Here is a 19740-nt window from a genome sequence, read left to right as displayed (position 1 = left end):
CGACTGACTGGTCGAGGCCCGCGCCCCGAACTGTGCGCCACGATGACCGTTGCACCCGTGTGCTGTAATGTGGTCTGTCATGCTATCGCTCCGACGGACACCATGCTACCTGGTGTCTTACGTCACGACAAGTGCAAACATTACCATAAAATTTGTGGTTATCGGTGACGCCGAGAACGGAATCCGTTTACAAACGGTCGAAAAATCGGTGGTCGGTTCGATTTCGGTTGGTCGTCGCGCCGTGGCCGGGCGCTTCGCTCCGAACGGTGCCGCCTCGTTCGCGCGCTCCCGGCGTTCTCACACGAATTGTAGACAGAATCCGAGGAATCCCGGGTTTCCGGCCCGTATCTGCCGAATTTCCGGTTCGTTCGTAACGCTTAATCGAATTCGTACACGCGTTCTGTATATGGCAAACGACGCCGACGGAACGGACGGCACCGACGACCTCGCCTACGCCGCCGACCGCGGCCGCGGCATCCTCACGCCGAGCGACCGCGAGTTCCTGCTCGGCCGGAAGACCGACTACACCGACCACTCGAAAAAACAGAAGCGAAACCGGATTCGACGACGCCTCCGCAACGCCATCCTCGATTTCACCATCCTGTTCGAGTCGCTCGAAGACCGCGACCGCGAGACGGTGTTCAACCCCGACGCCGCCGACCGCGAGGCGTACACGCGGGGCATCACCGACATGCTCGCCTTCCTCCACCTCGGGACGATGGGCTACTACACCCCGTTCAAGGACATGCTCGCCGAGGGCGTCAACAAGGCCGAACAGGAACTGGCCGGCTCCGACTACCGGATGGTCACGGTCGATTTCAACGTCGAACCGGTCGGCCAAATCGACGTCGACGCCGTCATCGACAAGCTCGAACGCGGCGCGTTCGACCAGCTCACAGACGAGGAGTTACAGGCGTTCGTCAGGCTCCTCGCGGAGTCCGACGACTTCTCTGCGACCGACCTGCGCGCCGACATGAAAGCGCAGATGTCCGAGTTCGTCGAGCGAATCGACGCCGCGAACGAGCGGCGCGACCGCCGAGTCGACGACCTGAACGACTGACCGGCGGGTCGCCGGTCCCCGGAACCTCGGCTGTCGCGCGGGTGCGTCCCCGCGCCCCGTCCCCGCATCCGCGACCTATCCGAGATACGCTATCGCGTCCATCTCGACTCGCACGTCGCCGGGGAGTCGCGCCACCTCGACGCAGACGCGGGCCGGCGGCACCTCGTCGAACCGCGCGCCGTACGCCTCGTTCACCCGTTCGTAGTCGTCGAGGTCGGTGACGTACACCGTCAGTTTCACCGCGTCGTCGAGGCCGTCGCCGCCGGCCTCGGAGACGACGGCCGCGATGTTGTCGAGCACGCGGTCGGTCTGTGCTTCGATGTCGCCGTCGACCTCCTCGCCCGTCTCGGGGTCGACCGGGCCGTAGCCCGAGACGTAGAGCGTGTCGCCGGCGACGACGCCCTGCGAGTAGGGGTTGTCGGTGCGCGGGGCGTCGTCCGTGATGACTCGTTCCGGTGGCATCGGTGGTGAGGGTGGTTAGACTCGTTGCGTTTCGGCCGTGACCGACTCGATGCCGTCGGTGATGACGTCGAGCGCCGTCTCCGCGAGGTCGCGGGTGAGCACGAGCGGCGGGAGCAGCCGCAGGATGTTGCCGTGCCGGCCGGCCTTCCACACCAGCACGCCGCGCTCGAAGCAGTACTGCTGGAGCGCGTCGGCCGCGTCGCCGTCGGGGTTGCCCTCGGCGTCGACGAACTCCGCGCCGATGAACAGGCCCTTCCCGCGAACGTCCACGATTCGGGGGTTGTCCTCCGCGACCTCCGAGAGCCGGCCGCGGATGTACTGGCCGAGGTCGCGGGCGTGCGCGAGGAGGTCGTGTTCCTGGATGTACTCGATGGCGCGGGTGCCGGCGCGCATCCCGACGACGTGGCCGCGGTAGGTTCCCGCGTGGTCGCCCGACCCCCACGTGTCGAGGTCCTCGTGGTAGATGGTCGCCGACAGCGGGAAGCCGGTCCCGCCGAGCGCCTTCGCCGAGGTCATCACGTCCGGCGTGACGCCGTACCACTCGCTGGCCCACCACTCGCCGGTGCGCCCGAGACCGCTCTGAATCTCGTCGAACACGAGCGGCACGTCGTTGTCGTCGGCGATGTCGCGGAGACCCTTCAGGAATCCCTTCGGCGGGGTGACGACGCCGCCCTCTCCCTGAATCGGCTCGACGAAGATGCCCGCCGGGTTGGCGAGGCCGCCGTAGGGGTCCTCGAAGATGGCCTTGACCTCTTCGAGACAGTGGTCCACCGCCTCCTGCGGGCCCTTGCCCATCTCGACCGTGTTCGGGTAGGGCGCGTGGACCACGTCGGGCAGCAGCGGCGCGTAGTCGCCTTTGAACTTCTTGTTGCCGGTGAGGCTCATCGCGCCGCTCGTCGCGCCGTGGTACGCGCCGCGGAAGGCGACGAGACCGGTCCCCTCGGTGTTGTACTTGGCGAGTTTAATCGAGGCCTCGATGGCGTCGCTTCCCGTCGGGCCGCCGAAGACGACGCGGTTGTTCCCGCGCAGCCCCTCGGGCGCGATTTCGTCCAGCTTCTCGATGAGGTCGAGCCGCGCCTCGGTCGGGAAGTCGACGGTGTGGACGAACTTGTCCGTCTGCTCGTGGACCGCGTCGAGGACGTACGGGTTCGAGTGGCCGACGTTCAGCACGCCGATACCGGCGAACATGTCGATGAAGGTGTTGCCGTCGGCGTCGCGCACCGTCGCGCCTTTCCCGCTGTCGAACGCGATGGGGATGTCTTCGGGGTACGAGACGGCGCTGCTGTCGATTCGCTGTTGCTTTTCGAGGAGTCGCGTCGACTTCGGCCCCGGAACGTCGTCCACGCTCGGCGCGTCGTCGAAGTGCAACTCGTGAATCGGCGGACCTGCGACCATGCCTCAACCCATGCAGAACAGTCATAAATAATTTGTCCACGATTCCTATTGATAACGTACACAGTATCCGGTTTCGAAGTCGACCTCCCGCGGTGATTTGGTTAGCGACACAACAGTAACCACAATGGATTTGTGCGAGGCAACTCCTTCTTTTTCCAATGTTACACGCAAAAGGTCCGCTTCTCACGGTCGACCTGGGGGACGAGACGAGTCGGACGGAAGACATCGACGGGATTCTCGAATCCTACGTCGGCGGGCGCGGGGTCGCCACTCGACTCGCCCACGAGCGCGTTCCCTTCGACGTGGATCCGTTCAGCCCGGACAACCGGGTGTACTTCAGCACCGGCCCGATGCAGGCGTCGACCATGAGCTTCACCGGCCGCACGAACTGCACCAGCGTCTCGCCTTTGACCGGCGGCCTCTGCTCGTCGAACGCCGGCGGGTTCGTCTCGCGGAACTTCGCTGACGCGGGCTACTCGGCGGTCGAACTCGCGGGCGCGAGCGACGAACTGGTCGTCCTCCACGTCACAGACGAGGGCGTCGAGTTCGAGGCCGTCCCGGACCTCGCCGGCGCGACGGTCCCCGAGACGGTCGCGTACCTCGACGACGAACACGGCATCGAAGCCGACCGGACGATGGTCGTCGGTCCCGCCGGCGAGAACCTCGTGCGCTTCGCCTCCATCATGACGAGCGAGGAGCGCGCGTTCGGCCGCGGCGGCCTCGGCGCGGTCCTCGGGTCGAAGAACGTGAAGGCGCTCACCTTCGGCGGCGATGCCGCGCCCGACATCGAGATTCCGGCGTCGCAGATGGAGATTCACCGCGACGCCGCCACCGACGACCACATCATGAAGCGTCAAGGGACGGTCGCCGTGCTGGACCTCGCAAACGAGATGGACGGTCTCCCGTCGTACTACTTCTCCGAGCGCCACTTCGAGGGCGCGGAGGGCATCAACGGCGACGCCATCGAGCAGAAGAAGTACAAGAAGGGAACCTGCTCGGCCTGCGCGTTCGCGTGTAAGCTCCCCACGAGAGACGAGGCGGCGGGCGTCGAGACCGAGGGGCCCGAGTTCGAAGTCACCATGGCGTTCGGGTCGAACTCCGGCGTCGACGACATCGTGGAAGTGATGAAGTCGAACGAGCTGTGCGACCGCTACGGACTCGACGCCATCTCGGCCGGCAACACCGTCGCGGCCTACCTCGCCAGCGAAGACGAGTTCGGCAACACCGACCTCATCCACGACCTCGTGGAGAAAATCGCGCTCCGGGAGGGCGTCGGCGACGACCTCGCGGAGGGCATCGATCGCGTCCACGACGACCTCGGCGTGGAGAACTGGACGGTCAAGGGGATGGACTTCGCCGCCCACGAGGGCCGCGTCCTCCACGGGCAGGGCCTGTCGTACGCCGTCGCCAACCGCGGCGCGGACCACATGTACGCGGTGTTCTACTCGCAGGAGTACCCGCTGGTCGGCAAGGACGACGCCTACCCGCCGGAGGGCTTCGAGGGCAAGCCCAAGCGCCTCATCGAGAAGGAAAACCAGATGGCGCTCAACGACAGCGGCATCGTCTGTAAGTTCTCGCGGGACTTCATGACCCCCGAGCGCTACGAGATGCTGTTCGGTGCCGACTTCGAGGACCTGCTGGCCGTCGGCGACCGCATCGTCACGCTCGAACGCCACTTCAACAACCAGCGCGGCTTCGACCGCGGCGACGACACGCTCCCGTACGCCGACGAGCTAGACGGGTTCGAGGCGGCGCTCGACGCGTACTACGAGCGTCGCGGGTGGACTGACGACGGTATCGTCCCGTCCGGCAACGTCCCGGCGTAACGCGCGCCCGACCCGCTGAATCGCTGTTCTCTCACCGAATCGCTGTTCTCTCACCCAACCGCCGTCATCTTTCTCCGAGTTCGTCCTGTTGTGTTCGGTACAGCTCCGCGACGCCCTGTTCGAACCGCTCGGTGGCGCGTTCGAGCAGTTCGACCTGCGTCGCCCGCGTCTCCTCGTCGATGACGTAGGCGGGACCGCTCAGATTCAGCGACCCGTACACCTCGCCGCGCGGCGACTTCACGGCTTTGCCGATGGCCCAAAACCCCTCGACCGCCTCGCCGCTGTTTTCGGCGTAGCCCTGCTCGCGGACGGTCGCCAACTCCGCGAACAGCTCGTCTTCGGTCGTGATGGAGTCGTCAGTCGCCGCCGGGAGTCCCCAGCGGTCGATAATCTCCCGCACTCGCGTCTCCGGGTACTCGGCGATAATCGCCTTGCCCGAACACGTCGTGTGGACGTGAAACGGGCTGCCGTCGATGAGAAAGCGCGGCGTGTTGGCGAATTCGAGGTCGCCGTACAGCGAGACGATGCGACCGTGTTCTTCGACCGCGAAGTCCGCGTCCATCGTCGACTCGCTGTCGAGCCACGAGACGGTCTCTTGGGCGACGCGGTAGTAGTCCTTTCGCGTCCTGACGTAGTCTCCGAGGTGGCAGAACTTCGCCCCGAGGTGGTACTCGTTGTCGACGTTCACGACGTAGCCGTACTCCGCGAGCGTCTTGAGGTGAGCGTGGACGGTGCTCTTCGCGAGGTCGGTCGCCTCGACCAGTTCGCCCATCGTGGCCCCCTCCAGTTCGAGGATGTGGTCGACGAGCGCCAAGGAGGCGGCTGTCGTCTTGAGCACGCCGGACGGGTCGTGTCTATTCATGGAGGGGAATCTACGGTCTGGGCTTAAAGATGTACCTCCGTCACGACTACTGTCGCCCTCACGACGGCCGCGACACCGGCGCTGCACGCTCGCGTACCCGTGACACTCCCCGACTGGTCGGTGCTCCGAGCGTTCCGCGGAGTCGAACGTTTATGTGCTCGCGCTTTGATTGTCAATAGTTAACATGGTTCTCTATGATTATTACGACCTGTTCGAGTCGGAATCATCGTGGCCGCTGCGGGGTGACCGGCTCGTTCATATATACGTATTCGGGAGTTAGGAACGCCGAGTCTTCCGAGACGCGTGAGAGTCGGTTTCACGGGCGACTGAGCGGCTGAGACGACCGCTCTCGGCTCGGTTTTCGGACGCGTGAACGTTTAAGTAGGTCCGTCGGCGGGTGAACAACCCGGCTCGTTTGCCGTCTCATCCGTCGGCGCGCTGCGGCCGCGCCGTCCGTCCGAGGTCGGTCCCCTGTGCGGCTTCCCGCGCTCAGAAATATATTTGAGTTGATATATCTTCCCGGTCGCTTGACGGTTCCCCGTCGTCGTCGGTCTCTCGTCCGCATCTCCATTACAGGCGTAACCGTGTAATTCAGTCGGTCGGGGCTCAGGGTCGAGGTCGCGGTCACGCCCACGTCGCCACGGACTCGGTTTGGGTCGGCGCGATGCCGCGTGATGCCGTTTGCGCCGTTATCGGGTCTCCTCGAACGCCGCCTGCGCCGCTTCGAGCACCTCGTCGTGTGCGTGCCCGTTGGACGCGACGAGACCGGGCTGTCCCGGTCCCCAGGCGTTCCCGTGGATGTCGGTCACCGTTCCGCCCGCCCGCTCGACGAGGTAGACCCCCGCGACCGTGTCCCACGCGTTCGGGTGTTCGTCGAATCCGATGACCGCGTCTATCGACCCGTCGGCGAGTCGCGACAGCGTCAGCTGCGTCGTCCCGAGCTTTCGCATCTCACCGAACGTCCCGAAGATATCGCCCGAGAGCCGTTCGATTCCCGGCCGGTCGCCCACCTGATACCGGAGCGTCGAGGAGACGAGAAAGGCGCTGGTGTTCGATTCGTCGCTGACCGTCATGGGTTGGCCGTTCCGCTCGACGCGCGCCGCCGTCGCGACGTAGGTGTCTCCCGTCTCGGGCGAGACGTTCACCGCCGCAATCGGCGTCTGGTCCTCGACGACGGCGACGCTCGTCACCCACTCGCGGGCCCCCCGCGTGTAGTTCTGCGTCCCGTCTATCGGGTCGATAATCCACGCGTAGCCCGACTCGGGGACGGTCTTCAGTTCGTCGTCCTCCTCGCCGACGACCGCGTCGTCGGGGAACCGCTCTCGAATCGCCGCGATGACGCGCCGTTGTGTCTCGCGGTCGACCTCGGTCACGAGGTCGATTGCGTCGCCTTTCTGTTCGATGTCCAGTTCGGTTCTGAAACGCGCCGACGCGTGGTCGGCTCCCACTTCCGCGGCGTCGATTGCGACTGCTTCGCGCGGGTCTGCATCCATGCCCGAACATCTCCCCACGGCGAAAAAAAGCCTCGGACAGCGGACAGCGCTTCTGTCTCTCCCTCGTCGGTGACCGCCGAGCCACCGGGTCCGTCTCGGCTCCCGCGTCGCTCGCCGTCGCACCGACGCGTCACGGAGTATTGTTCGAATAGCGATTCACTATCGCGGCCAGATGTTGGCGGTTGAGCGCGGATTCCGCGTGCAGGTGATAATTGACCTCACTGCCGGCAGCCGTCGTCAGCGAGGCCGGAATCCTCTTGGCTCACTGGCCGTCTCATGCTGGCCCGTTAGCGCATTGTGTCGGCAGATTATCTACCTCCCCGAGCGTTGAGTTGGGCGAGCGTTCCGACTCTCATCGACCAGTTCGATGAAAGCGTCTCGGGCGACTGACGCGGTCGGTCCGGCACGTCGTCGCCGGTCACCGACCGTATCCGTTCTCGAACTCGGTATTGTAGGATAAGTACATCTTCACCGTGTCGTCGGCCGCGTCGCCGCAGGTACTCGTCGGCCGAACGCGTTTTTCTCACGGTTCCGTTCTTCACCGTCGAATTATCCCATCTGATACACCCCGTCGAAAGCGAAGCCGACGGAGAGAGTACAGTCGACGAACTCCTCGTCGACTCATCATAGTGACTTGCTTATCAAGGACAATATTAGTTGGGTTCAACTCGTCTTCGACGGCCAATCGATTCGACGGCAAGAGACGACGCTGCCGGTTCATCTTTCCGACTCTCGGAGACACGCGGTCTTCAGCGAACCCGAACTCCGACAGTTGCAGACCCATTCGGCTGCATGCGTTCGATTACTCCCCGTTTTTCGAGCTGATCGTTCGATAGAATCCTGTCGAGCGCAGTTTCACGCCCGAAAACCACGAGCGGAGCGTCTCCACCGTTCGCGGACTGACAGCTACGCGGCCGACCAATAGAATTCAATCTTATTTACAATACTACTCCCGAATAGCTAACGATGCAGCCCAGCCGTAATGTCCGCGGCGGCGAGTTTTCTCTGTTGCATTCCGGCAGACCGCTACGAACCGCTCTCGCCTCTCCGCGGGCGGTCCGCCTTCGACGTCGCTGTGCGGACACCGTCCAACGAGGGAGCGGGCCGACCGACCCGCTGTCGGGCCGGGTCGGGTCGGGACGGGTCCAAGCGGGTCGGTCCCGTCGCGGCCGCGCCAACTGCGCTCAGCTATCGCCCGACCGGGAGCAATCCGCGCCCGCTCGTCCTCTCGTGCGACTAATCGTCCGAGCCGGCCGGCGTCGCTTCGGTCAGCGAAGACTGGTTGCGCACGGCAACCGCGCCGAAGACGCCGGCAAGCACGAGCCCGACCGCGCCGAGCACGAGGAAGGTTCGGCCGGTTCCGAACATCTCGATGAGCGGCGCGACGGCTATCGGGGAGATAAACATCCCGAGGAACTGCGTCGTCGTCACGCCGCTGAGCGCCCGCCCGCGATACTGCTCGTCGACCCGCGCGGACACCCAGTAGTTCGTCGTCGGGAGGAGCAGGCCGAGTCCCGTTCCCGCGATGACGATTCCGACGACGATAGCCCAGTAGTTGGTGGTCAGGCTCGTGACGGTGAACCCGACGCCCGTCGCGACGAAGACGCCGACCAGAATCACGACCGGGTCGAACCGCTCGCGGATTCGGTCGAAGTTCATCGTGACGAGCCCCGAGATAATCATCATCGCCGCGAGCGCGACCCCGGTCATCAGTCCGCCGACGGATGTCACCGTCCGCAGATAGAAGGGAATCTCGACGTTAATCTGATTGTAGCCGATCATCCCCGCAAACATGATCAGATAGAGGGCCGCGAGGAACGCGAGCGGGAGCGTCGACAGGATTTCTCGGAGCTCCGTCCACGTTGGAATCGACCCCGCCTGCTGTTTATCTCCTCGGTCCGGTTCGTCGATATACCGGACTACCGCCGGGAGCACGAGCAGGGCGACGAGATACGTGAGGAACGCAGTCCGCCAGTTGAGGTCAGCGATGACCCCGCCGGCGATCACCGCGACCGCTGCACCGAACGGCATGATGGCCCCCTGCCAGCCCAGCACCTTCTCCCGGCGCTTGCCCGAGTAGTAGTCAGCGATCAACGTCGTACTGCTCACCATGATGCCGGCGACGGCGATGCCGAGCAGGACTCGCGTCCCGAGAATTACGTAGAGCGAATCGGCGACGTACGCCAGTGATGGCCCGACTCCGTACAGCGCCAGCGACCCGACCAACACCGCTTTCCGACCGTATCGGTCGACTATCACGCCGATTATCGGGGCGAAGATAGCGATGATTAGCCCAGTCAGCGTGCTGACGAGCTGCGCCAAAGTCCCCGCGTTCGGAACCGACGGGAACGCGCTTTCGATTGCCGGCAACACGGGATTGACGATTGCGCCCGAGAGCGCAACCAAGGTCGTCGCAAACAGTAACGTTGCGACCTTGAGTGGAGAGTCAGATTCGGACACTGAGCTACTCATTGGACCCTCCATACCGGCGGGACGCATCTCGATACCGAGACGGGGTGAAACGCCACTCGATACTACCGACTGTGGATGTGTTTTCGAATATCATGGTCTGGTCCGTTCTGCGCCGTGTGCTACCTGACCTCTTTACCGAGTTCGGATTCTGGATAATAAATACTTTCGAATCCGGTTAGCGTTTCGCTCATCTCAGGCGTCACGAACGAACGTACCTGGCGGGGTGCCTCCGGACCCCCGCTTGGGCGACGCTCCCGAAGACGACCGTCTCGGTCGGTTCGAACCGGCCATCGGCGGCGCGTTTTTCCGCGTTGGTTCCGCCTCGAGCGTCGTGGCCCGGCGTTCCCACCGATTCGAAAAACCTCGCCCTCCGTTCCGGTCCGGTCGCTCGCGTTGCGGAGGTCGACGGCGACCTCGAAGCCGTCACCGGTCTCGCGCTCGGACACGGTCACGTCGCCGTACTCGATGGTCGCATACGACAGGCCGTGACCGAACGGGAACAGCGGCTCCGTGTCGTGTCGGTCGACCGCCCAGCGCGGCGGTGACGACACCGACCAACGAATGTCCCACACCTGCGTTCGTGGCCGGTTAGTAATACTCTCCTTACTCTCGATTCACGCCGACTCAACGTCCGATAGACGACTCACGGGCGGTGTCCTACGCCGATTCGAGATGATTCGCTCTCGCCCGCGAAACAGCTTCCCCGAGTCGTTCCGACCAATAAATTACAGACTTATCCGTGTAATCTTTCTTGGTTGAAGTCGCAGAATCCATGTCGGTTGTCATTGCCAGTAATGCTATCATTACCCTTCGGCGCGTGACCGCCCGGTATCCGTTTTAGTAACAGTATTCTTCGTCGGACGGCTCCTACGACGCTCACGCACGCGGCGGCTCAGTATCCCGAGCGTGCCGTCCGAACGTCGCCTTCGGACCGAACGACGACTCTACACGCACCCGATAACATGGTTCGGACCGTCGCGTCTCGTCGCGCCGTCACCGCGGTATCGAAACGTCACCGCGGTATCGAGACGCCGAACGAGAGGTGAGGTGTTGGTCGTTCGACGCGGCTCAGGGCTGGACCTGGTCGAGGGGGCGGATGAGGACTTCGTTGATGTCGACGCGCTCCGGTTGCGTGACGACGAACGTAATCGTCCGCGCGATGTCTTCGGGCGCGAGCGCGTCCATCGTGCCGACGTAGTCCTTGACGTTCTTTTGGACTTCCTCGTCCGGGATGTGGTCGAGCAGTTCCGTGTCGACCGCGCCGGGTTCGATTGACGAGACGTGGATGCCCGCTTCGGCGACGTCGAGTCGCAGCGAGTCGCTGAACATCTTGACGCCCGCTTTCGCGGCGTTGTAGTGCGAGCTGTTCGCCTGGAGGAACCGGCCGACGACCGACGAGAGGTTGACGATGTGGCCGCTTTCCTGTTCCATCATCGTCGGGACGACCGCGTGGGTGAGCGTGATGAGACCGGTAAGGTTCACGTCGATGGTCGTCTGGAGCGTCTCGCGGTCCGCCTCGCCGATGTGTGCAAGCGGCATGAGGCCGGCGTTGTTGACGAGAATGTCGATGCGACCGTACTCGTCGAGCGTCGCCTCGACGAGGGCGTCGATGTCGTCGTCGACGGTGACGTCCGTCGGGACGACGAGGGCGTCGCCGCCGTCGTCTTCGATAGTTGCGGCGAGTTCTTCGAGTTCGCCTTCGCGGCGGGCGGCGACGACGACGCTGGCCCCGCGAGAGGCGAGGGATTTGGCCGTCGCGCTGCCGATACCCGACGACGCGCCGGTGACGATTGCGACCTTTCCGTCCAGTTCCGAACCGAATTCTTCTGACATCAATTGTTAGTAGTCTCTTTACTGACTTCCCGGTTATGCTATCTACAATGGGTGTTTAAGTACTGCTGTCTCCGAGCGGTGCTCGCCAGCGGAGCGAAGTACTGAACCGATACGTCGCTGCACAGCGACCGTCGGGTGAGCTCAGTGCGCTAATCGAATCCTCGATTCGACGGTCTGGCGGTCGTTACTCCGTTTTCTCCATCAGTAACGCCCGGTCGAGCCACCACCGGGGAACAACGCGAAAACGACAGTTCCGTCGAACCGTGTTCCGACCGACTCTCCAAATTTAATATAGCGATATACAATTCATTTAGTCTGTACGCGCTTCCATCAGTTGTTTACTAAAACTCATTGTCCATAGCAGACAACGACACTCGTATTCTTCTCAAATACATTTCACCACCGCTGATTGTCTCGAAAATCGTGTATTCAGTTTCGGATTGGTCGGCAGAGGGCCGCTTTGGGTGCTTCGACTCCAGGGTACGAGCCGCATGAACACCCGCGGATGAGAGATGGACTGAGGTCGATGAACTTTCCCGGTACACCGCCAGAGTGCTGCAACTCACTGTCGAAACGTGACGCAGCAGATTATTCTAACTGGACCGGTTCGGCCCTCACGACTGTGGTGACTCGGTGCTGACGGGGGGTTTGTCTCGTACTGCAAACCGACAGTCGTCAATTTCATAAACTGTATGGCGCAATATCTATTGCTTCGTCTCCGGCTGACGAACCGGCGTGATAGCACGAGCGGCGACTGAGTAGTGAAGAACGTCGTACGAGGGGTCAACACACCTCTACTGCGGCAGCGAGCATCGAGTGCACAATTACGATTCAGCAGTTATCACCGCCAGTCAGTTCCAATTCCCGTTATCTTTAAATACATTGAAACTCTGAATAACACGGCTAGCTGTGTAATGTGTGCGTTTTCACCGACTCTCACGTCCCGAAATCGAAGCCTTGACCCTCAAAAGCGTCGACCTCCCGAAATTCGAGCGACGGTAGACCGAAGATACCGCGCGGTGCGATAGTCGAGCCGACGCGAAACGATGACGGACTATACGACTCGTAGCACAACTGCTTTGCGCGACGAACGTGAACACTGCCGGTATGCGAACTGGTGTCATTATTGCCGGCGGATACTCGACGCGATTCGGTGAGGAGGACAAAGCAGTCGCATCCCTCCTTGGAACACCTCTCATCCGCCGCGTCGCCGACCGAATGGCCGGCGTCGTCGACGCTCTCGTCGTCAACTGCCGACCGGAGCAGACGGCTGCGCTCCGAGCCGCGCTCGACGGCTACGACCACCCGATAACGATTGCGGAAGATTCGGAGCGCGACGAGGGCCCGATGGCGGGAATTATGACGGGTCTGCGGGCCGTCGAGACGGAGTACGCGTTCGTCGCCGCCTGCGACATGCCCTTTCTCGAACCCGCGCTCATCGACAGATTGTTCGAGCGGGCGGCCGGCCACGACGCCGCCGTGCCGCGGGTCGGTGACGGCTGGTTCCAGCCGACGCACGCGGTGTACCGGGCCTCGTCGATGGCCGACGCTTGCGAAGCCGCGCTGGCCGAGGGGAGTCACAAAATCATCGACCCGCTGTTCACGCTCGACTACGTCGTCCTCGAAGAGAGCGAAGTGCGCGAGTACGCGAGTCTCGACACCTTCGAGAACATCAACACCCCCGACGAGCTCGCTCACGCGGCGGAACAGTTGCGCTAGCGCTCCACGACGGCCACGACGGGTTCGGACGCCGTCAACTGCGTCAGTACGACGTGTGGAACGTTCGACCGAGCGAGGATGTCCGATGCAATCTCCCGTGCGACAGCTTCGAGGGTCGCATCGTCGACCTTGTTCAGCACGGGCACGACTGTCGCACCGTCGGGAACGTCCGCGCGGCCGCCGCGCCCGCTGATGAGCACGGTTGCGATATCCGACGGACGAATCGTATCACCGACTTCGAGGTCGGTGAGGGCGGCGACCCGTTCCGGTCGGTGGACGCAGTCTTCGGTGAGCGGTTCACCGACGGCGTGGACGCTCGCGATGGGGAGGACGGTGTCGGCGGTCGCCGGGAGTTGTGGTTCGCGGTCGCCCGGGGCCTTGAACTCGCGCATCCGCGCGCCGTCGGCCTTCACCAGCACCGCGTCGGCGACGCCCGACTCCCCGATGGCGTCGACCACGTCGGGGTCGTAGCCGCGGTAGCGGTCGTCGCGGTCACGGTCGGGGACGACACCCATCGGCCAGTCGGTCGCCTTTTCGAGCGCGGCGACCGGCCTGTCGGTTACGACCACGTCGGCGACGTGCTGGTCGAAGATGGGGATGCGGACCGTCGCCGTCACGACGGCGCGGCCGAGCCGACGCGCCAGCGCGTACAGCGTGGACTTTTTCCCGCCCGCGCCGACGACGCAGACCACGCCGCGTCGAGCGCAGAGCGCATCAGCGAGCGTCATGTTCGTTCTCCGGGTCGCGCGCGGTTCGTCGTCCAGCCGTTCGTTCGGTGTTCAGTCATCGAGGGTGTCGAAGTCATCGGTGAGGGCAGCAAGTCCGAGGCGGTCGATAGTCTGCGCCGTCGGCACGCCGTCGTCGGTCCAGCCGCGGCGGCGGTAGTACGCGTCGAGCATCGAGTCGAAGTCGTCGCGGTCGACGGTCGCACCGGCCCGGGGCCCCGATTCGAGCGGCTCTTGGAGCGCGGCCGGGAGGGAATCGTCCTCGCGCGAGATGCCTTCGCGGACGTTGAACAGCCGCGTCACGTTCCAAATCCGCTCGCCGACTGTGGCGAGTCCGCCGGCGGGGTCGAGGCCGACCGATTCGAGCCACTCCCGGCCGAGGTCGTCGAGCGCGTCGCCGAAAAAGTCATCCGCGATGAGGCTCCAGAGCGTCGACCGCCGGTCCTGTTCGCGGATGACCTCCGCCGCGGTCCGGTCGGCTCCCCAGTCGCCGTCGAACACCTCGCGTTCGATGGGTCGCGCCCGCCGATGGCACGCACCCCGGTCGCTGGTCGCGTACGCGAGTGCCATGCTCTGCGCGCCGCGCGGGTCGTATGCCGGTAGCTCCATCGACTTCACCGTGGGGACGAGGTCGCGCCCGCCGAACCGCGTCGCCGCCGCCTCGACCCCGTCCGCGAGCGCGTCACCGAGCTCCGACTCGCGCTCCGCAATCTCCTGTAAGAGGGCCCGCGCGCCGTCGGGCTCACCGAACGAGAGCGAGCGGTCGAGCACGCCGGCGGCGTTGGCCTTGACCGTCCACGCGACCGCGCTTCCGGCGCTAATGAGGTCCATCCCGAGGCGGTCGCAGGTCCGTCCCAACACTGCGACGGCGTCGAAGTCGTCGATGTCGAGTCCGGCTCCGAGCGTCATCGCGGTGGCACCGCGCGGGACGTGGTCGCCGTCCTCCGTGGCCACACGATACCCGCCCGGAGTCTCCGTGTCGGCGCGTTCGCGGCCGACGGCCCGGTCTTCGACTGTCGTGATGCCCAACTCCTCAGCCGCTTCGAACTGTCCGTCGCTCCAGCCTCGCGTCGAGAGTGCACCGATCTCGTTCGCGAAATCGATCGTCTCGACGGTTCCGCTGGCCCGTAGCCACCGTCCGGTGTCGGTCTCTCGGTACTTCGCCGCGTAGGCGTCTCGCAGGTCGTCCAACCCGTCGGCGTCGGGCGGGGCTCCCCGCGCGACGACGGCCTTCAGTCGCTTCGAGCCCATCACTGCTCCCGCTCCCCCGCGGCCCGCGTGGTGGTCGCCGGCGTCGGAGGCGATGGTGGCGTATGCGACCTGTCGTTCTCCCGCGGGGCCGATACACGCGACAGCCGCGTTCGGGAACGCCCGCGCCGTGTCGACCGTCCCAGACCCCCACGTCTCGGCGGGTTCGATTGTCGCGTCCCCGTCTTCGACGACGAGGCGAACGGGTTCGGACGCGACACCCGTCACGAGCAGGCCCATGTGCGACCCGAGCGCGCCGGCCAGCGAGTCGGGGAACTCGCCCCCCGCGTACGAGTCGAGAAAACACCCCGTCAGCGGGGATTTCGTGATGGCGGCGTATCTCGACTCGCCCGGGAGATAGCCCGAAAGCGGGCCGAGCACGAACAGCATCGCGTTCTCCTCGCCGAGCGGGTCGACGCCGGCGTCGAGTTCGTCGTAGAGATAGCGGGCACCCAACCCCTTGCCGCCGACGTATCGCCGTCGCCACTCGTCCGGAATCGGCGTGCTCTCGACCGAGCCGGCGGACAAGTCGACCCGCAGGAGTCGGTCAGCGATTGGAGGTGCCATCTGGTCGTTCGTCAGCGCCGGCGACCAAAAAGATGTGCCGTTCTCGCGGACCACCGAGCGAGTGCGGCGGCGCGAACGCCTCCGCCAAAGCCGTACTCTGCGGTTCGCTCGGTGGGTCGCGGTGCCCGACGCGAACAGACGGGAAATCATACATGACAATTATAATATATTTTGTGTTTTCACGGCGGGAGTCCGGAGCACGGCGGGTTCTGTCTCCCGTGTTGGTCGACCGACCCAGTCTTCATTACGACCACCCGCGAGGCGTCACACAGCATCGATATGTCCACAACGGAAATACCGATTACGGTCGTCAGCGGTCCGCTCGGCGCGGGGAAAACGACGCTGGTCAACCGACTCCTGAACGACCCCGGTGGCAGGGAGATAGCCGTCGTCGTCAACGACATGGGCGAACTGAACGTCGACGCGGAGTTAGTCGCGTCCGAATCGGACGACGGGGTTATCGACCTCTCGAACGGGTGTATCTGCTGTCGGCTTCAGGACGACCTCGTGACCGAAGTGACGCGGCTAGCGGAGAACCGCTCGTTCGACTATCTGCTCATCGAGGCCTCGGGAATCAGCGAACCGCTCCCGATTGCACGCACGCTGGCGAGCGAGTCGAACGAGGGCGGTCTGCCGGACCACCTCCGGTTGGACACCACGGTCTCGGTCATCGACGCCTACGGGTTTTGGAAGGCGTTCGACCCGGCGGAATCGCTTCCGGACGCCGCCCCCGACCCGGAGCGCCCGTTGACGGAGGTGCTCGTCGAGCAAGTCGAGTTCTGCGACGTGCTGTTGCTGAACAAGTGCGATATGGTCCCCGACGACGCGTTGGACGCCGTCGAAGCCGAGATTCGGGAACTCCAGCCGCGCGCGAGCATCCGCCGGACGACGTACAGCGACGTCGACCCGACGCGGGTTCTCGACACGGGGCGCTTCGATTTCGAGGCGGCGAAGCGCCATCAGGGTTGGAAGCAGGCCCTCGCGAGCGACGGGGTCGAGGCGGACCACGGCCACGACCACGACCATATCCACGACGAGGGCGTCTCGGCAGCGACGGCCCACGGCGTCGAGTCCTTCGTCTACCGTCGAGACCGTCCGTTCCACCCGCAGCGCCTCGACGCGTGGCTCGACGACTGGCGGGGGAACGTCGTCCGCGCGAAGGGGTTCGCGTGGGTCGCGAGTCGTCCCGAGACGGTTCTCGGCGTGAGTCAGGCGGGGCCGTCGGTGCAGGCCGGCCCCATCGGTCGGTGGGGAGACGATACCCCCCAGACGCGACTCGTGTTCATCGGCCGCGACCTCGACGAGGACGCAGTGACCCGAGAACTCGACGAGTGCTTGGCGACGACGGACGAGCGAGAGGCGGCGTATCCGGACGACCCGTTTCCCCGCGAGTCCGCCTGACTAGGCCGCGCCGAGGTCGACCTCGTCTCGGAGTTCGTCCCACGATTCGTGGAAGCCGTAGGTCGACTCCGACTCACCGCCGATGACCGTCTGATACACCTCGTCGTACTCCAACAACTGCGTCCAGCCGTCGTGGTACCGGTAACTGCAGTACTGACACATAGAACGGGATACCGGGCAAACCGGCAAAGGAGTATCGGTGGGAACCGAGTTGGGAGCGGGAGACTCCGCTGCCCCTAGTCCTAGGGTTCCAGCAGGACCTTCGTGACGCCCTCTTCGCGGTTGTCGAACTTCTCGTACATCTCGGGCGCGTCTTCGAGGTCGACGCGGTGGGAGACGACCCAACTCGGGTCGGCGCGTCCCTCGATTATCATGTCGCGGAGCTTACGGTTGTACTCCTTGACGTTACACTGGCCGGTGCCGAGGGCTTGCCCCTTCTCGAACAGGAGGCCGAAGTCGATGCCGAGGCGACCCTGCGCGGCCATCTCGTCGGGCGCGCCGGGGTCGTCGGGGACGTAGAGACCGGGGATACCGAGTTCGCCGGTCGGTCGGACCGTCCGAATGAGGTTGTTGATGACGACGGCCGGGTTCTCCCGGGCGGGGTCGTACGCGGAGTCGGCTTCCTTCTCCGGGTCGATGGCCTGGTAGCCGACCGCGTCGACGCCTTTGTCGACGCCGCCGCCGTGAATCTCTTTGATCTGTTCGACGGGGTCGCCCTCCTCGAAGTTGATGGGCGTGGCGTCACAGTGTTCCTCGGCGAGCGCGAGGCGACTGGGAACGCGGTCGACGACGTAAATCTCGGCCGCGCCCTTGAGTTTGGCGCTGTAAGCGGCCATCAGGCCGACCGGACCCGCCCCGTAGATGGCGACGGAGTCACCGGATTCGAGGTTGGCGAGTTCCGTGCCGTGCCAGCCCGTCGGGAAGATGTCCGCGAGCAGCGCGAACGAGTCCTCGTGTTCCCGTCCGTCCGGCAGTTTGAGCGCGTTGAAGTCGGCGTACGGGATGCGGAGCTTCTCGGCCTGTCCTCCCTGATAGGGCCCCATGGCGACGTAGCCGTACGCTCCCCCGGCGAAGCCCGGATTCACGTTCGTACAGAAGCCGGTGTAGCCGTTCTCACAGTTCTCACAGAAGCCACAGGCGACGTTGAACGGCGCGACGACGCGGTCGCCCACTTCGAGACTGCTGACGGCATCGCCGACCTCTTCGACGATACCCATATTCTCGTGGCCGAACACGATTCCCGGCTCCGCGGCCGTCCGCCCCTCGTACATGTGCAGGTCGGACCCGCAGATACAGGTCGTCGTGATGTCGATGACGACGTCGTTCGGGTGTTGAATCTGGGGCTCTTCGACCGCTTCGACTGCGACCTCTCGTTCGCCTTTGTAGACGACTGCGTCCATAGACATTGTGTGGACTCCACTCGACATCTGCGAACAGTCACTATTTATAGCTCGGGTGGGCTCTATTTTGACATAATCTGACACGTTACGGTTGGGTAGAGTGGCGTAGCGCATTCTCAAACTACCAGATAGGTTACTAGCTGTGTTCTCTCACGTCGTACTCTCTGGAGGACACACCCGAACGACCCGGTTCCGCATCGCAGTCGCCGGTCCCGGCCACGCTCGGCGCTCCCTGCCGGACCGTCCGGTGACGCACCACTCCCCGGCCGCCGAACGGTCGTCGTCAACTCGCGCGTGCGCCGAGGCATTCCACAAACGCTCCGGTTTCTCACACGACGTGTGGCGGCTTCCGTCCCCGAACTGGATTTAATAGGAACCGACCGGAAGGTCCTGCTATGAAGCGCACGATTAGCACTTCGGACGCTCCGGCGGCTGTTGGCGCGTACAGCCAAGCGACGACGAACGGCGAACTACTTCTCACCGCGGGACAGCTCCCGCTGACGCCCGACGGTGAGCTACTCGACGACGCCTCGGTCGGTGACCAGACGGAGCAGTGTCTCGAAAACGTGGCGGCGATTCTCGCCGCCGAGGATGCGTCCTTGGACGACGTGCTCAAAACGACAGTCTTCCTCGACGACATCGACGACTTCGAGGAGTTCAACGAGGTGTACGGCGAGTTCTTCGACGACGAGCCGCCGGCGCGGAGCGCGGTCGAAGTCGGCAACGTGCCGAAAGGAGCCGCGATAGAAATCGAAGCGGTTGCGGTGACCGAATAAGCGAACCGCCGCTGACCTCTGAAGGGCGCTCGACGATTCCGACGCGCCCGGCATTTTTCGAGCCGACACGTCCCGAGAGAATGCACTTCCGAGCAGCCGGTGTTACAATCGTCGGCTACTCCAATCGCATGTTCTCGGCTCGCTCGGCCGCGAGTTCAGTGATTTCCTCGATGTCACTCTCGGAGCGGTCCGCGAGGACGCGAACCAACATTCCGAGTTGGACGGCCGCCGTCTCGCGTAACTCCGACGCCTCTTCGGTGTCGTTGGCGAAGTAGTACTCCTGTCGACCGTCGTCGTGGACGAGTCCGGTGTACACGGACTGGATGTCGTCTTCGCGAGTCGCGTCGGCCGCCTTCGCTCGCACGTCGTCGAACCGTGGATTCGTCATCATCACGATAGACGACGCGTCGCCGCCTTAGCTCTTTGCTCCGCTCGCTGTCCCGTCTGGAGCGGTCACCCGTCTCCCGCCCACTCGCGCTCGCACCGACTTCGTGTTCGGCT

16 protein-coding genes are annotated in these 19740 nt (G+C 64.2%); 5 read left to right on the top strand and 11 right to left on the bottom strand.

Going from position 1 to position 19740, the window contains the following annotated elements; genetic code table 11:
- The first annotated feature begins 406 nt into the window (after positions 1 to 406).
- Positions 407 to 1060 (top strand): hypothetical protein, encoded by a 654-nt coding sequence (locus tag E4P24_RS17455; RefSeq protein ID WP_004041279.1) that lies wholly within the window; start codon positions 407 to 409, stop codon positions 1058 to 1060.
- A 75-nt stretch (positions 1061 to 1135) separates the two neighbouring features.
- Here the strand turns inward: E4P24_RS17455 and E4P24_RS17450 are convergent, their stop codons facing one another.
- A complete protein-coding gene (locus E4P24_RS17450) occupies positions 1136 to 1522 on the bottom strand; it encodes a Rid family detoxifying hydrolase (RefSeq protein ID WP_008097267.1) in 387 nt (128 codons plus the stop codon).
- Between the two features lie 15 nt (positions 1523 to 1537).
- Complete coding sequence (locus E4P24_RS17445; protein ID WP_188148948.1) at positions 1538 to 2917, bottom strand: aspartate aminotransferase family protein; 1380 nt, start codon at positions 2915 to 2917, stop codon at positions 1538 to 1540.
- A gap of 158 nt (positions 2918 to 3075) precedes the next feature.
- On the opposite strand from E4P24_RS17445, the gene E4P24_RS17440 reads away from it, so the two are divergent.
- A complete protein-coding gene (locus E4P24_RS17440; RefSeq protein ID WP_188148947.1) occupies positions 3076 to 4743 on the top strand; it encodes an aldehyde ferredoxin oxidoreductase family protein in 1668 nt (555 codons plus the stop codon).
- A 64-nt stretch (positions 4744 to 4807) separates the two neighbouring features.
- Here E4P24_RS17440 and E4P24_RS17435 read toward each other — a convergent pair whose 3' ends face one another.
- The 4 genes from E4P24_RS17435 to E4P24_RS17420 form a co-directional block, all read right to left on the bottom strand.
- Positions 4808 to 5605, bottom strand: a complete 798-nt coding sequence (locus E4P24_RS17435) for an IclR family transcriptional regulator (RefSeq protein WP_188148946.1) — start codon at positions 5603 to 5605, stop codon at positions 4808 to 4810.
- Between the two features lie 689 nt (positions 5606 to 6294).
- Positions 6295 to 7098 (bottom strand): inositol monophosphatase, encoded by an 804-nt coding sequence (locus tag E4P24_RS17430; protein WP_115861325.1) that lies wholly within the window; start codon positions 7096 to 7098, stop codon positions 6295 to 6297.
- A 1236-nt stretch (positions 7099 to 8334) separates the two neighbouring features.
- On the bottom strand, positions 8335 to 9570 hold the full coding sequence (locus tag E4P24_RS17425) for an MFS transporter (protein ID WP_223174111.1): 1236 nt from the start codon (positions 9568 to 9570) through the stop codon (positions 8335 to 8337).
- A 1068-nt stretch (positions 9571 to 10638) separates the two neighbouring features.
- Positions 10639 to 11403: an SDR family oxidoreductase gene (locus tag E4P24_RS17420; RefSeq protein WP_004061954.1), complete on the bottom strand. Its 765-nt coding sequence runs from the start codon at positions 11401 to 11403 to the stop codon at positions 10639 to 10641.
- A 1107-nt stretch (positions 11404 to 12510) separates the two neighbouring features.
- Between E4P24_RS17420 and E4P24_RS17415 the strand changes: the two genes are divergently transcribed.
- A complete protein-coding gene (locus tag E4P24_RS17415) occupies positions 12511 to 13122 on the top strand; it encodes a molybdenum cofactor guanylyltransferase (RefSeq protein ID WP_115803338.1) in 612 nt (203 codons plus the stop codon).
- On the opposite strand, the gene yqeC is transcribed toward E4P24_RS17415, so the two are convergent.
- Both yqeC and E4P24_RS17405 read right to left on the bottom strand, forming a co-directional pair.
- Complete coding sequence (gene yqeC, locus E4P24_RS17410) at positions 13119 to 13850, bottom strand: selenium cofactor biosynthesis protein YqeC (RefSeq protein ID WP_115803339.1); 732 nt, start codon at positions 13848 to 13850, stop codon at positions 13119 to 13121. The two genes, E4P24_RS17415 and yqeC, sit on opposite strands and share 4 nt — an antisense overlap.
- Positions 13851 to 13901: 51 nt before the next feature.
- Positions 13902 to 15662 (bottom strand): aldehyde ferredoxin oxidoreductase family protein, encoded by a 1761-nt coding sequence (locus E4P24_RS17405; RefSeq protein ID WP_188148945.1) that lies wholly within the window; start codon positions 15660 to 15662, stop codon positions 13902 to 13904.
- 279 nt (positions 15663 to 15941) lie between these two features.
- On the opposite strand from E4P24_RS17405, the gene E4P24_RS17400 reads away from it, so the two are divergent.
- On the top strand, positions 15942 to 17063 hold the full coding sequence (locus E4P24_RS17400; RefSeq protein ID WP_188148944.1) for a GTP-binding protein: 1122 nt from the start codon (positions 15942 to 15944) through the stop codon (positions 17061 to 17063).
- Here E4P24_RS17400 and E4P24_RS17395 read toward each other — a convergent pair whose 3' ends face one another.
- Both E4P24_RS17395 and E4P24_RS17390 read right to left on the bottom strand, forming a co-directional pair.
- On the bottom strand, positions 17064 to 17225 hold the full coding sequence (locus tag E4P24_RS17395; protein ID WP_004061967.1) for a hypothetical protein: 162 nt from the start codon (positions 17223 to 17225) through the stop codon (positions 17064 to 17066).
- A gap of 80 nt (positions 17226 to 17305) precedes the next feature.
- Positions 17306 to 18463: a glutathione-independent formaldehyde dehydrogenase gene (locus tag E4P24_RS17390; protein ID WP_115861319.1), complete on the bottom strand. Its 1158-nt coding sequence runs from the start codon at positions 18461 to 18463 to the stop codon at positions 17306 to 17308.
- 395 nt (positions 18464 to 18858) lie between these two features.
- On the opposite strand from E4P24_RS17390, the gene E4P24_RS17385 reads away from it, so the two are divergent.
- Positions 18859 to 19239, top strand: coding sequence for a Rid family detoxifying hydrolase (locus tag E4P24_RS17385; protein WP_188148943.1), 381 nt, complete (start codon positions 18859 to 18861; stop codon positions 19237 to 19239).
- Between the two features lie 115 nt (positions 19240 to 19354).
- Here E4P24_RS17385 and E4P24_RS17380 read toward each other — a convergent pair whose 3' ends face one another.
- Positions 19355 to 19630, bottom strand: a complete 276-nt coding sequence (locus E4P24_RS17380) for a hypothetical protein (protein ID WP_188148942.1) — start codon at positions 19628 to 19630, stop codon at positions 19355 to 19357.
- Positions 19631 to 19740 lie beyond the last annotated feature (110 nt).

Source organism: Haloferax sp. AS1, assembly GCF_014530665.1.
GTDB classification, from domain to species: domain Archaea; phylum Halobacteriota; class Halobacteria; order Halobacteriales; family Haloferacaceae; genus Haloferax; species Haloferax volcanii.
Note: the sequence above shows the minus strand (reverse complement) of the source record. Positions and strands in the feature narration are given on the sequence as shown.

What these genes read in the sequence shown, in the direction of transcription:
- E4P24_RS17455 (WP_004041279.1), top strand. Translation starts at nt 407, where the DNA reads ATGGCAAACGACGCCGACGGAACGGACGGCACCGACGACCTCGCCTAC.
- E4P24_RS17450 (WP_008097267.1), bottom strand. Translation starts at nt 1,522, where the DNA reads ATGCCACCGGAACGAGTCATCACGGACGACGCCCCGCGCACCGACAAC.
- E4P24_RS17445 (WP_188148948.1), bottom strand. Translation starts at nt 2,917, where the DNA reads ATGGTCGCAGGTCCGCCGATTCACGAGTTGCACTTCGACGACGCGCCG.
- E4P24_RS17440 (WP_188148947.1), top strand. Translation starts at nt 3,076, where the DNA reads ATGTTACACGCAAAAGGTCCGCTTCTCACGGTCGACCTGGGGGACGAG.
- E4P24_RS17435 (WP_188148946.1), bottom strand. Translation starts at nt 5,605, where the DNA reads ATGAATAGACACGACCCGTCCGGCGTGCTCAAGACGACAGCCGCCTCC.
- E4P24_RS17430 (WP_115861325.1), bottom strand. Translation starts at nt 7,098, where the DNA reads ATGGATGCAGACCCGCGCGAAGCAGTCGCAATCGACGCCGCGGAAGTG.
- E4P24_RS17425 (WP_223174111.1), bottom strand. Translation starts at nt 9,570, where the DNA reads ATGAGTAGCTCAGTGTCCGAATCTGACTCTCCACTCAAGGTCGCAACG.
- E4P24_RS17420 (WP_004061954.1), bottom strand. Translation starts at nt 11,403, where the DNA reads ATGTCAGAAGAATTCGGTTCGGAACTGGACGGAAAGGTCGCAATCGTC.
- E4P24_RS17415 (WP_115803338.1), top strand. Translation starts at nt 12,511, where the DNA reads ATGCGAACTGGTGTCATTATTGCCGGCGGATACTCGACGCGATTCGGT.
- yqeC (WP_115803339.1), bottom strand. Translation starts at nt 13,850, where the DNA reads ATGACGCTCGCTGATGCGCTCTGCGCTCGACGCGGCGTGGTCTGCGTC.
- E4P24_RS17405 (WP_188148945.1), bottom strand. Translation starts at nt 15,662, where the DNA reads ATGGCACCTCCAATCGCTGACCGACTCCTGCGGGTCGACTTGTCCGCC.
- E4P24_RS17400 (WP_188148944.1), top strand. Translation starts at nt 15,942, where the DNA reads ATGTCCACAACGGAAATACCGATTACGGTCGTCAGCGGTCCGCTCGGC.
- E4P24_RS17395 (WP_004061967.1), bottom strand. Translation starts at nt 17,225, where the DNA reads ATGTGTCAGTACTGCAGTTACCGGTACCACGACGGCTGGACGCAGTTG.
- E4P24_RS17390 (WP_115861319.1), bottom strand. Translation starts at nt 18,463, where the DNA reads ATGGACGCAGTCGTCTACAAAGGCGAACGAGAGGTCGCAGTCGAAGCG.
- E4P24_RS17385 (WP_188148943.1), top strand. Translation starts at nt 18,859, where the DNA reads ATGAAGCGCACGATTAGCACTTCGGACGCTCCGGCGGCTGTTGGCGCG.
- E4P24_RS17380 (WP_188148942.1), bottom strand. Translation starts at nt 19,630, where the DNA reads ATGATGACGAATCCACGGTTCGACGACGTGCGAGCGAAGGCGGCCGAC.